11 protein-coding genes are annotated in these 13,992 nt (G+C 62.6%); 5 read left to right on the forward strand and 6 right to left on the reverse strand.

The window, feature by feature from the left end; genetic code table 11:
* Window positions 1–39: 39 nt before the first annotated feature.
* The 3 genes from BTH_RS12140 to BTH_RS12150 are packed head-to-tail and all read right to left on the reverse strand — an operon-like array spanning window position 40 to window position 1,956.
* Entirely contained in the window at window positions 40–975 is a 936-nt protein-coding gene (locus BTH_RS12140) for a sensor domain-containing diguanylate cyclase (RefSeq protein ID WP_009894471.1), read from the reverse strand.
* Entirely contained in the window at window positions 972–1,595 is a 624-nt protein-coding gene (locus BTH_RS12145; RefSeq protein ID WP_009894473.1) for a chemotaxis protein CheC, read from the reverse strand. Before BTH_RS12145 ends, BTH_RS12140 begins: the two co-directional genes overlap by 4 nt.
* Window positions 1,588–1,956, reverse strand: a complete 369-nt coding sequence (locus BTH_RS12150) for a response regulator (RefSeq protein ID WP_009894474.1) — start codon at window positions 1,954–1,956, stop codon at window positions 1,588–1,590. The genes BTH_RS12145 and BTH_RS12150 overlap by 8 nt, the downstream gene beginning before the upstream one ends.
* Window positions 1,957–2,461: 505 nt before the next feature.
* Between BTH_RS12150 and BTH_RS12155 the strand changes: the two genes are divergently transcribed.
* Window positions 2,462–4,729, forward strand: coding sequence for a hybrid sensor histidine kinase/response regulator (locus BTH_RS12155; protein WP_009908240.1), 2,268 nt, complete (start codon window positions 2,462–2,464; stop codon window positions 4,727–4,729).
* Between the two features lie 129 nt (window positions 4,730–4,858).
* Here BTH_RS12155 and BTH_RS12160 read toward each other — a convergent pair whose 3' ends face one another.
* A complete protein-coding gene (locus BTH_RS12160) occupies window positions 4,859–5,416 on the reverse strand; it encodes an NADPH-dependent FMN reductase (protein WP_009901851.1) in 558 nt (185 codons plus the stop codon).
* Between the two features lie 364 nt (window positions 5,417–5,780).
* Between BTH_RS12160 and BTH_RS12165 the strand changes: the two genes are divergently transcribed.
* Both BTH_RS12165 and BTH_RS12170 read left to right on the forward strand, forming a co-directional pair.
* Window positions 5,781–6,386, forward strand: coding sequence for an RNA polymerase factor sigma-70 (locus BTH_RS12165; protein ID WP_009908241.1), 606 nt, complete (start codon window positions 5,781–5,783; stop codon window positions 6,384–6,386).
* Entirely contained in the window at window positions 6,367–6,564 is a 198-nt protein-coding gene (locus BTH_RS12170; protein ID WP_009894477.1) for a zf-HC2 domain-containing protein, read from the forward strand. The genes BTH_RS12165 and BTH_RS12170 overlap by 20 nt, the downstream gene beginning before the upstream one ends.
* A gap of 294 nt (window positions 6,565–6,858) precedes the next feature.
* Here the strand turns inward: BTH_RS12170 and arsC are convergent, their stop codons facing one another.
* On the reverse strand, window positions 6,859–7,215 hold the full coding sequence (gene arsC, locus BTH_RS12175; protein WP_009894478.1) for an arsenate reductase (glutaredoxin): 357 nt from the start codon (window positions 7,213–7,215) through the stop codon (window positions 6,859–6,861).
* Window positions 7,216–7,733: 518 nt separating this feature from the next.
* Here arsC and parA point away from each other — a divergent pair.
* Together parA and BTH_RS12185 are read left to right on the forward strand one after the other, a co-directional pair.
* Window positions 7,734–8,396 carry a ParA family partition ATPase gene (gene parA, locus BTH_RS12180; RefSeq protein ID WP_009894479.1) on the forward strand — a complete coding sequence of 221 codons (663 nt, stop codon included), beginning with the start codon at window positions 7,734–7,736 and terminating at the stop codon, window positions 8,394–8,396.
* A 24-nt stretch (window positions 8,397–8,420) separates the two neighbouring features.
* Complete coding sequence (locus BTH_RS12185) at window positions 8,421–9,488, forward strand: ParB/RepB/Spo0J family partition protein (RefSeq protein WP_009894481.1); 1,068 nt, start codon at window positions 8,421–8,423, stop codon at window positions 9,486–9,488.
* 93 nt (window positions 9,489–9,581) lie between these two features.
* Here the strand turns inward: BTH_RS12185 and BTH_RS12190 are convergent, their stop codons facing one another.
* Window positions 9,582–10,961 carry a replication initiation protein gene (locus BTH_RS12190; protein ID WP_009894483.1) on the reverse strand — a complete coding sequence of 460 codons (1,380 nt, stop codon included), beginning with the start codon at window positions 10,959–10,961 and terminating at the stop codon, window positions 9,582–9,584.
* Window positions 10,962–13,992 lie beyond the last annotated feature (3,031 nt).

Consider the following 13,992-nt stretch of genomic DNA (forward strand, 5'->3'; position numbering starts at 1 on the left):
TCATCCGACGAAGCGAGGCGGCGCCCGAACCCCGCCGCCTCAGCCGAACGCGACCGAGCAGTTCCGCCCCTGCCGCTTCGCGCGATAAAGCGCGGCATCGGCTTCGTTGACGAGCGTCTCGTGCGTGAGCGCGCCGACGTGCGCGGCCGCGCCGCCGACGCTCGCCGTCACCGGCACCCGCACGCCTTCCGCTTCGATCGGCGTGTTGCCGATCGTCTGCCTGATCTTCTCGGCGACGTGCATCGCCTCGTCGAGCGACGTGCACGGCAGCAGCAGCGCGAATTCCTCGCCGCCGAAGCGGCCGAACGTGTCCTGCGTGCGCACGACGTCCGCGACGCGCTGCGCCATCACGCGCAGCACGTTGTCTCCGACGACATGGCCGAAGCGATCGTTGATCGCCTTGAAGTGGTCGAGATCGAACAGCAGCACCGACAGATTGCCGCCGTAGCGCTGCCAGCGGGAGAATTCATCGCGCAGCCGCGCCTCGAAGAAGCGCCGGTTCGCGATGCCCGTCAGGCCGTCGCGGTTCGCGTATTCCTGCAGTTTCGCCACGGCCTCCTCGCGCTCGCGCTGCATCACGCTCACGTGCGTGACATCGGAGATCGTCACGCAGACGGCCTCCACTTCGCGTGCCCGCGCGATCGGCACGAACGTGCAGTCCTGCTGCATGAAGTCAACGCCGCCCGTGATCGGCCGGTCATGATCGAAGCGGAACAGATACGGGCGCTGCTCCCACGAGCTGAACGCGAAGCCGCCGAGCTGGAACACGCTCTCGATCTTGCGCGACAGCCAAGCGCGCGGCAGATCCGGAAAACTGTCGAACAGATTGCGGCCGATCACGTCGGCGGCCGCAACGCCGCTGTGGTCTTGCATGAACCGGTTCCACATGAGTACCCTCATCTCGCGGTCGAGCACGAAAATGCCGAAGCTGACCCGTTCGATGACGAGATCGCTCAGCGAGGAAAGCAGGTTCATAAGCTGGACAGCAACAAATCGAGCGCGTCGCTCATGTGGCGAATCGAATCTTCCGCGAGCAGCATCACGAAATGCGTGCGCGCACCGTCGTCCGCGACGCCGAAATTCACTTCGAGAAGGAGTGTCTCGCTCCACGCGAGCACGTCGGGCTGGAACACGTCGTCGAGCGCGATGTCTTCGCCGAGCAGCCCCGGCGGCGAAAACACCGGCGTGCGCCCGAGCTCGTCGAGGATCGACGATACGCACGCGCCCATCAGCACGTTCGCCATGTCGAACACGAGCTCGGCCTGCGTGACGGTGCCGAATTCGTCATCCGCGTACGCGTCGTCGACGAGCGACACGAGCTGGCCGACGCCCGCGCTGCGGCACAGCATCAGCGCCTCGCCCTTGATGTCCGAGCGAAAGCCCTGGCGCACCGCAGTCACGTTGTCGTGGATGCCCGTCATGTCGCGCAGCACGCGGCCGACGTCGGCCGCGCGCACGACGCGCACGCGCGGCACCGACAGCTCGATGAAGGTGCCGAGGAGAAGCGCGAGCCGCGCCGCCGCGCGTCCCATCGCGAGGTTGGCGATCTCCTGCAGGGCGTCACGTTGCTCCGCCGTCAACACCGTCTCAGACATACAACCCATACTCCTTGAGAATGGGCAGCAATGCTTCCGAGGTGACGGGCTTGGCGACGAAAGCCACCGCGCCCAGCTCGCGCACGCGTGCCTGCGCCATCGGTTGGATATCGGCTGACACGACGATCACGAACGTGTTCAGATCCTCGCCGCGCAACGTCTCGAGCACTTCGTAGCCGTTCATGTCCGGCATCGTCAGATCGAGAAACATCACCGATGCCTTGCCGTCGCGATACAGCGCCAGCGCCTCGCAACCGTTCGACGCATAGTGCACATCGACGTCCCAGTCCGCCGGCAGCGCCTTCGTCAGCAGCTTGCGGGCAAGCAAGGAATCGTCGGCGATCACAATCGGCAGGGGCATGGCTGTCGTAGCGGTAAACGGAGTCGTGTGTCTCGCGTTAACGACGGTTCGCCGCGCTTCTTTAGGCAAGGTGCAACTGACGCCGCGAGGGACGAACCATGCGCGAACCGCTCGGCTCGCAAGACCCGGCTCGACGCGCCGGACACACCCGCCCGCGGATGAGCCTCGTCGAGGCCGCGCCCGGGCATCGCGGGCGTTTTCCGCATAGGAAAGCGATGCGCGATTCTGGGAGTAAACCCGGTGCGTTGCAACTCGCCATTTTGGGCGGTTCGAACAGAATTGATTAGCGCGAAATCGAATCCGGGAATAGCTCGAATTGTTTTCGCGATAAGCACGCAAATTATTCCTTTGCTTACGTTTGCGCTTTTGAATTCGTCGCTGTTTGCGCGCAGCGGCCGGAACCGCCGGAAATCCAGGCTTGCTCAACCTCCGTGCCGCATACGGATCGCACACGCGCGACTCGTTTATGATGCCGATCAATCCCTTCCGCATTCGTTCACCCACCATGACGCCCGAACGGCCCGACGCCTCACGCCCGACATCGACCGACAACGATTGGGAGGACGATGCGTCGTTCGCGCCGGGCGCGCCGGAACACGATTTCGCGGTGCGGCGCGTGACGCTCATCGTGATGCTCATCGCCGCGATCGTGCTGCCTTGCGTATACGTCGCGGTGATGGCGTACAACGACATGCGCACGCGCGAGGCGACCGCGCGCGACGTGACGATGCGCACCGTGCGCGTCGCCGAGGAGCATGCGCTGAAGGTGTTCGATTTGTCGGAGACGCTCGATGCACGAATCGTCGATCTCGTGCAGGATCTCGACGACGCCGCGGTGCGCAACGCCGAAGCCGACATCCACGACGCGCTCAACACGATCGGCGGCGGCTATCCGCAGGTCGCATCGGTGTCGATCTTCGGCGCGAGCGGGATGCTGCTCGCGAACAGTCTCTATTACCCGGCGCCGCATGCGTCGATCGCGAACCGCGACGATTTCGTCGGCATCCGCGACGGCAAGGTGATCGAGCACATCTCGCGCGTGATGCCGGGGCCGCTGAAGGCGGCGAATCCGGGGCCCGTGTTCAACACGGGCGTCGCGCGCCGCCATAGCGACGGAACGTTCGCGGGGATGGTGTCGATCGCGCTGAAGTCGTCGTATTTCAACGCGTTCTACCGGGATCTGCTCGGCGGCGCCGACACGCCGATGTCGATGGCGCTCACGCGCACCGACGGCGCCGTGCTCGCATCGTATCCGCCCGCGTCGAGCGACGCCGCCGCGCAGGCCGACAGCGCGAGCCCGTTCGGCGGCGCGCAAGGCGATCAGCACGCGGGCATCGTGCGCGTGAAGCGCGACGGCGACAGCGAAATCGTCGCGTACCGGCAGGTCGGCAGCTATCCGGTGTTCGTGTCCTGCGCGTACCGCACGTCGGCGATCCGCCACGCGTGGTACGAGCACCTGAGCGTGCTGTTCATCTCGATGTTCGCGCCGTCCGCCGCGCTGTGGGGCGTGATCTGGCTGTCGCTCAAGCGGCTGCGCGCGGAGGAGCAGGCGTGGGAGCGCTGGCAGGCGGAGGCGTCGATGCGGCGCTCGATCGAATCCGCGTACCGACAGTCGCGCAAGATGGAGGCGCTCGGCAATCTGGTCGGCAGCGTCGCGCACGACTTCAACAATCTGCTGATGATCATCTCGAGCAACGTGCAGATTGCGCGGCGGCGCGGCGTCCAGCATCTGGACACCGAGCTCGCCGCGATCGAACGCGCGCTGAAGAACGGCCAGTCGCTGACGCGCCAGTTGCTCGGCGTCGCGCGCAAGCAGCCGCTGCGCAACGAGACGATCGACATCGCGCAGTGGCTCGCGTCGTGCCGCGAACTGCTGAAGACGTCGCTCGGCTCGAAGTCGACGCTCGCCGTCGACACGCAGCTCGATGTGTGGCCCGTGCGCGTCGACGTCGCGGAGCTGGAGCTCGCGGTGATCAACCTCGCGGTCAATGCCCGCGACGCGATGCCGCATGGCGGCCGCTTCAAGATCAGCGCGCACAACATGACGTTCCGCCGCGAGGACGGTTTTCCGCTGACGGGCGACTTCGTGCAGATCTCGGTCGAGGACACGGGCCTCGGCATGGCGCCCGACGTGCTCGCGCGCGCGTTCGAGCCGCTCTTCACGACGAAGGCGAAGGGGATGGGCACGGGCCTCGGGCTGCCGCAGGTGTTCGCGTTCTGCGAGCGCTCGGGCGGCCTCGCGACGATCGACAGCGAAGTCGGCGCCGGCACGTCGGTGCGGATGTACCTGCCGCGCACGGCCGACGCGGTGCCGCCCGTCGACGCGCCGAACGCCGTCGGCGAGCCCGCCGCATCGACGCCTGCGGGGCTGCGCATCCTGCTCGTCGAGGACAATAGCGAAGTCGCGGCGGGCACCGAGGCGCTGCTCGAGCTGCTCGGCCATCAGGTCACGCATGCGCCGAACGCGGACGACGCGCTGCGCATGCTCGACGACGCGGGCGCCGCGCCGGGCGCGCCCGGCGCATTCGACCTCGTCATCTCGGACATTCACATGCCGGGCACGATCAACGGGATCGACCTCGCGGAGGCGATCGAGCGCGGCGACATGAAGCTGCCGGTGATTCTCGTTACCGGTTACGCGGAAGAGTTCGATCGGACGCGCCGCGTGCACGCGCGACTGCTGTCGAAACCGTTCGACATCGCGCTGCTCGACGAGTTGTTGCAGCAGATCCAGCACGAGCGCGATGCGCGGCTCGCGGGGCATGCGGATTGAGGGAGGCGGATGGGTGGATGCCGGGGCTCGGGCGGCGGATTGCGGGCGGCCATATCGACCGACGCCGGGACGCGCGCATCGAAAGCGCGCGTCCCGGCAATGTGCATCCGCCCGCTCGAACGCCGTTGCTCAGGCCGACTTCGCGTGCCGGCGCACCCAGTCCGCGTAGCGATCGACGAAACCTTGCAGGAACTTGCGCGTATCGTCGTTGACGACGTTGCCCTGCGCGTCGATCTTCGATCCGTCGTGCTTGATGAATATCTCGGGCTGGCCGAGCGTCGGCACGTCGAGATACGCGAGCACGTTGCGCAGGTGCTGCTGCGCGAGCGCGGTGCCGGTCGCGCCCGGCGACGTGCCGAGCACGGCAGCCGGCTTGCCCGCCCACGAGTTGCTGCCCCACGGGCGCGAACCCCAGTCGAGCGCGTTCTTCAGCACACCGGGCATCGAGCGGTTGTACTCCGGCGTGACGAACAGCAAGCCCTGTGCGGCCTCGATCGTCTGCTTGAAACGCTTCGCGGCGTCGGGAAAATCGGCGTCGTAGTCCTGGCTGTAGAGCGGCAGCGAGCCGATGTCGACCGATTCGAACGACAGTTCGGCCGGCGCGAGCGAAATCACGGCGTTGGCGAGCGCGCGATTGAACGACTCGCGCCGTAGGCTGCCGACAATCACTGCAATGCGATAAGCCATCTGAATCTCCTTCCAATGAGTAGGTAATCGACCGACTTCGTTTCAGATTGCGCACCAACCGGCCCTTTTATGTGCAAGCCAGCTTGAGTCCCGGCGCATCGGGGCTTCGAACCAGATTTCCACAAAGTTCCCCACAGAAATTGTGGATAACTTGATGGATATGTCTGCCGGTTACATTGATGCCGGCGGCATGCATTTCACGTCTCCGATATCGATCGCCGGCGCGCCCTGCGATGTCAGCATAGCGCGCGACGACGGCACGCGCCGCTTGCAAGGCCCTTGCAACGACGCGCATCACATGGATAATCTTGCGCTGCCGCCCGCGCGTGCCGCATGCGCGCGGGCACGAACCGGAAGCCATCCCATGCAGCACGCGCGCGCCGCGCACGACGATCCCGCCTATCTCGCGCAATTGCGCCATGACTTACTTCGTTTCGCGCGTCTGCAATTGCGCGACGCCGACGCTGCCGAAGACGCCGTCCAGGAAGCGCTCGCGGCGGCGTGGGCACAGGCCCACCGCTTCGACGGGCAGTCGAGCCACAAGACCTGGGTATTCGGCATCCTGCGCAACAAGCTGATCGACACGATTCGGGCGCGGCGAAGGACGATCAACGCGTCGGCGCTCGACGCCGAGCTCGACGGCGAAGCGCTTCTCGACCGCGAGCTGTTCGCGGACAATGGCCACTGGGCGCCGCACGCGAAGCCGCGTCCGTGGCCGAAGCCGGAAACGATCCTGCAGCAGCGGCAGTTCTGGATGCTGTTCGAGGCGTGTCTCGATCACCTGCCGGAGCAGATCGGCCGCGTGTTCATGATGCGCGAGTTCCTCGATTTCGCAATCGACGACATCTGCACGGAACTCGAGCTGAAGGCGAACCATTGCAGCGTGCTGCTATACCGCGCACGGACTCGATTGCGCACCTGTCTCACCGAAAAAGGCCTGACGACCGAAGATGCTACTGGGGAAATGTAAGGACATCACGCGGCTATTGTCGGACGAACTCGATCGGCCGCTATCGCTCGACGAGCGGCTCCGCATACGCGTGCATCTGCCGGCTTGCACCGGTTGCCGCAATTACCGGATGCAGATTCGCGTGCTGCGGGAAGCGGCTCGCATCGCGGGCGGGAACGACACGCAACGCAGCGAGTGAGCAACGTCGCGCGCCCGGCCGACGTAATGCGCAGGGGCCGCGACGGCGGCCGACGGTGAATCGGCGCTCGTTCGATCTGAAGTCGTCCGCATTCGACGACGCGGCGGGGCGGGACCGGGCAGCGCGTGAAATCGCTCACATCTCGATGAGCGATGGTCGACCCGTGGGTTTTTTGGATGGCGCGGCCGTTAGGGCGACACGCGCCGGATGGCATGCGGCCCGGCGCGTATCGTGTCTACCGCGCGAAGCGCTGCCGACACCGACATTTTCTTCGAATTATTACTTATCTAATTATTATTCGAACAATGACTTCACCGCCTCGGGTGGACGCCCGATCACTGCCTTGTCGCCATGGACAACGATCGGCCGCTGCAACAGGATCGGGTGCTCCGCGACCGCGTCATACAGTTGCGCATCGGACAAGGCGGGGTCGGCAAGATTGAGGTCTTTATATGGCGCCTCGTTTTCACGGATCATGTCGCGCACGGGCCGGCCGAACTGGCGGTGCAGCGCCTTCAGTTGCGCCACGGTCAGCGGCTGCTTCAAGTATTCGACGACGTTGATTGCCTCCCGGGTCTGGTTGAGCGTTTCGAGCAATGCCAGCGTTTCGCGCGATTTGGAGCAGCGGGGGTTGTGATAGATCGTGATCATCTGCCTGCAGAGGAGAGTGGGTCAAAGACGCGGGTATTGTAGCGGCCCGGTAACAGGGTAGCTCGTTGCCAAGTGCTCGGAGATCTCGGGTGAATCAGTGACGCGGTCTCGAATCGTTGTCCAGAGATCGGCGGGGCAGGCACACTTGACGCGCTACGGCGCAGGCGGCTGATACGGCCGTTCGCCGCTTTATGCGCATAAAGCGTTGGCGTTGGCGTTGGCATTGGCGTTGGCGTTGGCGTTGGCGTTGGCGTCATCAGCATAGACGCAAAACCGTTCGCTCCTTCGCGGGCGTACCCGACCAAGTTCAGTGCACGATCGCTTCGCCCGCACGAAGCGGAAATTGCGCCACGCGAGTTCCGCCCATCCTCGTCGTCCGCTGGATCGAGCCGAGCCTCCCTCGGCTTTATGCGCATAAACCATCAGCCGGATGGCTAGTGCGTCGTTCGCTCACAACAAATTCATTGAAATAAAAAAAACGTCCGGTAAAATTCTCCAGATCAAAATAGGAGTGAAAATTGGCAGCTGAAATCATTGCAGTCACTCAACAAAAGGGCGGTGTCGGCAAGAGCACCATTGCGATGCACCTCGGCGCCGCATTCCACGAAAAAGGGCGGCGCGTTCTGGTCATCGACGCCGACGGCCAAAACACCCTCGTCCACTGGTCCAGTTCCTCGGCGGATAGCGAGACCGGCATCCCGTTCCCCGTCGTCAACCTTGCCGAAGCCGGCGGCCAAATTCATCGAGAGATCAAGAAGTTCATCAACGACTACGACATCATCATCGTCGACTGTCCGCCGTCGATTACGGAGAAAGTGTCGGGCGTTGTATTGCTTGCCGCGACGATCGCGGTGATCCCCACGTCGTCGTCACCGGCTGATTACTGGTCGAGCGTCGGTCTCGTCAAACTGATTCAGCAAGCGCAGGTGATGAACGAGGATCTTCGCGCCGTGTTCCTGCTGAACAAAACTGAAGAGAAGCGGATGCTCACGCGTGAATTGAAGCGCGCACTCGAAGAACTCGGCTTCCCGCTTCTCAAGACGCAAATCCCCACGCGTGAAGCCTACAAGCAAGCAATGGCGCTAGGCCAAACCGTCTTGCAGATGAACGACCGCGGCGCAAAGCTCGCAGCGGCAGAAATTCGTGCATGTGCCGACGAGATCGTCGCGATGCTGCCCTGACTTTATGCGCATAAAGGACCCTGAATGAAACCCTCCCAATTCGCCAAAGGCTTCCAAGCGCGCCCCGACATCACGACCAGCGAAAAACGCACGGCGCTCGATCGACTCAATGCGATCGAAGGCCTCGTCAAATCCGAAGCCTCGACACCCGCGGTTCCCGCCAGCAAATCGTCGAAGAAGAACATCCCGGTCACAATCGTCGAAACGCCGCCCACCACGGACCCGATCGACGAATCGAGCCAATATCGCACCTGGCGAATCGAGAATCGCTATCAGCCCGGCCAGGTGATCGAACTCCCGCTCAAGGCGATCAAACCGAGCCCCTTCAACCCGCGGCACTTCTATTTGAAGTCGTCGATCGCGGAACTGGCAGTCAATCTGGCGAAGCAGGGTCAGCAACAAGCGATCCACGTCATCCCCGATTACGACAACCCCGGCTCGTACTTCGTCAGCGACGGCGGCCGCCGCGTCCGTGCACTGAAGGAAGCGAACAAGGAATCGGTCAAGGCGATCGTCATCGACCTGCCGATCGGCATTCAAAGCTACAAGCTCGGCTACGACCTCAACGTCCAACGTGATTCACAAACGGTCTTCGATAACGCAATCGTCTGGAAGCGCTTTCTCGAGGAAAAGTATTTCCAGAGCCAGAAGGAATTGGCCGAGCATCTCGGGCTCGACGAATCGACGGTCGCCGTTGCGCTCTCAATCGGCAAGTTGCCCGAAGCCGTGATGCAGGAAATGGTTGCGCGCCCGGATCGCTTCGGCTCGAACATGGCGTATCAGGTCGGCCGTTACCACACCGCGCGCGGCACCGACTCGACACTGCGTCTCATCAACAAGATCCTGTCCGACGATCTCAGCACTCGTCAGGTCGCCGATATCGTGAAGGGAAGGGCGAGCGCGCAAGAAAGCCCGAAGCCCGCGAGTCGACAGCGGTATGCGCAGCGACATGAGATCAAGCTGAACGGCATGTCGGTCGGCGATCTGAAGTCGTACGGCGAAGATCGTCTGGAGTTGCGGCTGCGCGGCCTGACGCGAGAAAAGCGGGATGAAATCCTGCAGCAGCTCGAACGGATGCTGTTGTCGAATTGAACGAGCGAGTCGAAAAGGAACGGGGCCCAGCGGGCCCCGTTTTTCATTACTCGCCGCGAAAAGCGAGACAAGTCCGGTGAATCGGGCAATCGCTCAAGCCGCACGAGACTGGCTGAGCGTGAAGGCGAGCAGATCGCCGTCGGTCGGTTCGCCCCAGGTCTTTTGCGCGAGCCAATCGAAGAAAGCCGTTTCGACAAGCTTCGAGTCGAGCCCGCGCCGTCGCCAATCGTCTCGCAGATGCGGCCCCAGCGCCGGCAGCACGTCGGACTCGAACGACGCGCGTGCGACCTCCCGCTCCGCGTCGCCTTGTTCCTCGTACAACTGTTTCGCTTCCTTGCGCCGGTAAGCATCGTACTCGCTGCGCAGACGCGCTTTCGGGTCGTCCGCCTGTCCAGCGTTGGCCGCCGCTGCGGCAGCCAACTTGGCACTGCCGCCGGGCGGCGGCGTTTCGACCGTGTCGACGGGCGGCGCATATCCCTTCTTCAGCGCATCCTTGAACAACGCGGGAGCGCTGCGCACGGGCGGCAGCGTCGTGCTGCGCACCCGCTGCTCGGTCAGCTGGAGCGCGGCGCGAATCCGGTTTTCCTCGTTGTCTGCGTAGAGCGTCTGCGCTTCTTTCAGCGGAATGCCGATCTTCACCATCCGGTCGACAAGCGTGCTGTCGAACACGTTCGGATGCTCGTCGAGCGCGAGCATCGGCTGCTTGCGCTCCGATACGCGAAACTGGATCTCGGCGACCCGGCGTCCTTCGCGATGCTCGACCAACTCGACGAAGATATTCGTCACCGCGTTCACCTCGGCGATCGCCGGACGCAGGTAGTCGCGCTTGAAGTACTTGTACTCGCGCTTCGCCTCGTCGCCGGCCTCGGTATCGGGCGTGCCGGACAGAATCGGGCGCCACCATTCCCACGGCTCGCGCATCGTCAGGTGGCTTGGGTTCGTCAGGTAGCGCACGCAGATTTCATACAAAGCGAGCCCCGCGCTGCTGCGAAGCTGGCTCTGGAACTGCAGGCTCAGGCGTGCGTACTGCACCGGATCGAGCAGTTTCTTCTTGATCTTCGGTGCAAACGAGAATTCGACCCACACGCGCCGCGTCGCCGGATCTTCGAGAATTTCGGCGTCAGCGATCAGCGTGGAGATCCCCCACTTCCGGCCGGGCTTCTGGCTCGACGTGCCGGTGCTCCACTCGACCTGCACCGACACCATCCGCCGCAAGTGCTCCTTGACGAGCGCGGTATCGTTGGAATCGAAAGCCGAGTTCGCGACGATATCCGACAACAACGCGCGATACGTGTCGCCGGAATCGTCCGCTTGTTGGGCGACCGCAAGCAGCACGTTGAACAGCTTGCGAGTCAGGAGGGTGATCTTGCCGTTTTTCGGCTGAATTGCAATTGCCTCGACGGCCTTACGCAATTCGGCGGAACTAGCACTCACCACGTCCACATCGGTTTTCTTGGCGCGCTTTGTGGCCATGCGTCGGGTCGGAGGAGAAGTTTCCGGAAGGATAGCGTCTGTGGTGATGTGCGTCCAGATCGGCATGCTCACCATATGCGGTGAAGCTCGGCGATTTACCGCCACTCACCCGATCGGCCTCCCGTAAACGCTCACCCGTCCAAAATCCGGCCATCGCCAACTCACCTTTGCCGGCAATGGCACGCGCGGCGAATGCCGGCTTTCCAGCATTCTCATTCCGCGACGCACCGGCTCCCGTATCGCCTCACCTCCAATCCTGTCGCAAAATTGCTACGACCAATTCATGTCATGGGCCTGCCCGGGATCGGCTTGCGACGCCGCCCTGAAAGGCGGCGCACCGCAAGCCAACGCCACATCGGAACCCCTCGGCCCGCTTGGTGCCGGGAGACTGTCGGTAAGCGCGAGTCGGCGCAACCATACGGGATGAGCGCCCATGCATATGACCCGGCCGAACGTCTGCCTCAGATCGTTAGGCGTTGATGTGCGGCTGACGTCGACAGCCCTGGCTCGCCCGTCCGGCCGTCCCCCGCGAGAAGAAATGTCGACTGCCCACGTAATGGGCACGCGCCGATCGCCGACCGCTGACGCGAATCGGCCATACGTGAGCCGCCGCAATCGATCGGGCTCACCAGTACCGCCGTCAAGGGGTCGTGGAGCGGCTACGTCACGCGTCGCGCGGCCTTGAGCACGGCCGCGCCATGCCTCTCGTCGTCATTCGATACGACGCGCGTCTGGGTCGAACCGAGTCCGGATGCCGTTCGGCGACGTGAGCGAGCGCACCCTCGTTTGCTTCACCGGACGTGAGCTCATCCATGGACATGAAAGGACGCTTGCGCCCCGTAATGCGCCTCCCGGCCGCAGCGTGCGCTGGCGGGTCCCGGCACTCAGCCCGGCGACCGGCCTAGAGCCGTGAGCGTGAGTGCCTGCTGGCCGAATCGGCTCACCCAAGCCACCCGAGCCCGCGGCAACCCGGCTAGCGTGAGCAGGCCCGACGCATCCGGCCAGCCGGGCGCCCAGCACAAAAGTAAGGTAAGCCGCTGTGTAGCGTTTCGCCTATCCGAAAAGGTAAGTTGGGTCACTGTCGCAGAAATAGCCGGCTGCATGCGCCGATACACGCCCCGGCCAGCTCTCCCCAGCGATGCATATGGAGTGGAGAGGCAGTCGCCGCGCCACGCGACTTGCCTTAGCCGATCAACGGTCCAGGATCGCCCGCTCGATATATCGACAGCAGCCGCGCGCCGAACAAAGCCGGACAATACAAGCAGTCTGTTCGCCATCCAGCTTCCTTTCACGCCGACGTGAGTTTCCCTTTGCGCCAATGACTCACCGTGCTCGATAAGCTCGCCCGTATGCGCCGAGCAAAAGCCCGCCCAAGCCCGGCTGCATCAAGGCGGCCCCGAGCCACGCTAAAGAGGCTGACGTGAACGACCGGCCTCCATTCCCACTCACCCGATTTCGATCTTCCCGCGCCCCGCTGACAACCTTCCCCTCCTCTCCGTCAGATGGACAGGGCAAACCGTCTCGCAAGCCCAAACGCGTCGCCCCCCGGCCCGATGGCGAAAGAGCGAGTCCTGCCCGCCGCACCGCCATCCGGACCGCGGCGCACATCATCGCACCGCCGGCAGGACTATTCCGCGCCCACGGCAAATCCGTCGAAGCACTTTGTCCAAGCTCTGTCCCGGCAATCCACACCCGTTCCCGAAAAACCTCACCATTCGAATCTCGTCAGCCAACGCGCAACTCCGTCCACAGGTCCGACATATAGGCGATCGCTGGCCATCAGCTCCCGTAAAACCTCACCTCAAGTCGATTTTCGCTTCGTGCCGCGACATATTCGTCGCCCCCGAAAAAGCTCACCTTTCTGTCTCGGCCGATAAAATCACATACATATCAACCACTTACGAAACATAGCTAACGCGTTGGTCTAAATTTTCGTCTCCCGTATGCCCTCACCTTTCACAAGCGACTCGATGTCGTTCGCCGCGACGCTACATCCCGGAAAATCTCACCTTTGGAGAAAGCCAAGTGACGCAACGGCACTCACGGCCCAGCATCCACGGGCCTTTGCGGCCAGATGAGTATCGCAAGGCCCCGAAAAACCTCACCTTTCGTGAATTTCCGCTGCACACAAGCCTCCCGAAAAACCTCACCTCAAGCGCGATCGGTGAGCACCGGTCATGCTCCCGAATTCCCTCACCTTATGTGAGAACCTCGTTCCGGCACTGAAGAAGGTCTCCCGAAAAACCTCACCTTTAGGCTATTTCGAGCGGCGAAACCCTGTCGGACGGGCTTTTGCGGGCGTTCCTTCCCGGAAACGCTCACATCAAAACAGGCTGCAGCCCCGAGAAATCTCACCTATGCCCCCAATTTGCCTAAAAGAAGGGCAGAATCCCCGCTCCACAGCCCTCCTGAAAAGCCTCACCTATACCTGTGTGGCTGTGGATGGATCGACTCAGGCCGCGCATGGCTTCACCTTTGACGCTCCCCCGAAAAATCTCACCTTTGGCAATTTCATCTGTGGGAAAGCATCCTGAATCCGCTCACGATCTTTCCTGCATCGGCTCACGCTGATCCCCGAACCCCATCACGTCGAATCCCGGAAAATCTCACCTCATATCCCGTAAAATTTCACCTCATCGGCCGCAATCCCTTACTGGACAAGGCTTTCCGGTGGCGTTAACGTTTTTAACGAAGGTTCAAGGGTGTTTACTTCTAATACTCTCAAGCGACGCCCCCGACGAGTTTTCCACAGAACCCCGATTCCGCCTCCAGACATGTCCCGAGAACCACAGCGTCCGGCATGTGAAACATTCGCCGTTATTCCGCCCCCATTCGATAACCGTTTAAAAACATAGGCTTAAGTCGAAATCTTCGCTTTGTTTCACGGATATCCAAGGCCTGTGTGAGCAAAATCGTTCGAGATCCACCTAAATGTCCTGCCGGGTAGCAAAAGTACAACAATCACGCCAGATTCGTATTTAATGAAACGTGTTTTGTTATGATTGATACGTTTCAATCTGATGCGATGATC

It is taken from the genome of Burkholderia thailandensis E264, from assembly GCF_000012365.1.
GTDB classification, from domain to species: domain Bacteria; phylum Pseudomonadota; class Gammaproteobacteria; order Burkholderiales; family Burkholderiaceae; genus Burkholderia; species Burkholderia thailandensis.

Bases quoted from the DNA above. Each gene is read 5' to 3' on its own strand.
- BTH_RS12165 (WP_009908241.1), top strand. From the start codon at position 5,781: ATGCAGCACGCGCGCGCCGCGCACGACGATCCCGCCTATCTCGCGCAA.
- BTH_RS12150 (WP_009894474.1), bottom strand. From the start codon at position 1,956: ATGCCCCTGCCGATTGTGATCGCCGACGATTCCTTGCTTGCCCGCAAG.
- BTH_RS12155 (WP_009908240.1), top strand. From the start codon at position 2,462: ATGACGCCCGAACGGCCCGACGCCTCACGCCCGACATCGACCGACAAC.
- BTH_RS12160 (WP_009901851.1), bottom strand. From the start codon at position 5,416: ATGGCTTATCGCATTGCAGTGATTGTCGGCAGCCTACGGCGCGAGTCG.
- BTH_RS12170 (WP_009894477.1), top strand. From the start codon at position 6,367: ATGCTACTGGGGAAATGTAAGGACATCACGCGGCTATTGTCGGACGAA.
- BTH_RS12140 (WP_009894471.1), bottom strand. From the start codon at position 975: ATGAACCTGCTTTCCTCGCTGAGCGATCTCGTCATCGAACGGGTCAGC.
- BTH_RS12185 (WP_009894481.1), top strand. From the start codon at position 8,421: ATGAAACCCTCCCAATTCGCCAAAGGCTTCCAAGCGCGCCCCGACATC.
- BTH_RS12190 (WP_009894483.1), bottom strand. From the start codon at position 10,961: ATGGCCACAAAGCGCGCCAAGAAAACCGATGTGGACGTGGTGAGTGCT.
- arsC (WP_009894478.1), bottom strand. From the start codon at position 7,215: ATGATCACGATCTATCACAACCCCCGCTGCTCCAAATCGCGCGAAACG.
- BTH_RS12145 (WP_009894473.1), bottom strand. From the start codon at position 1,595: ATGTCTGAGACGGTGTTGACGGCGGAGCAACGTGACGCCCTGCAGGAG.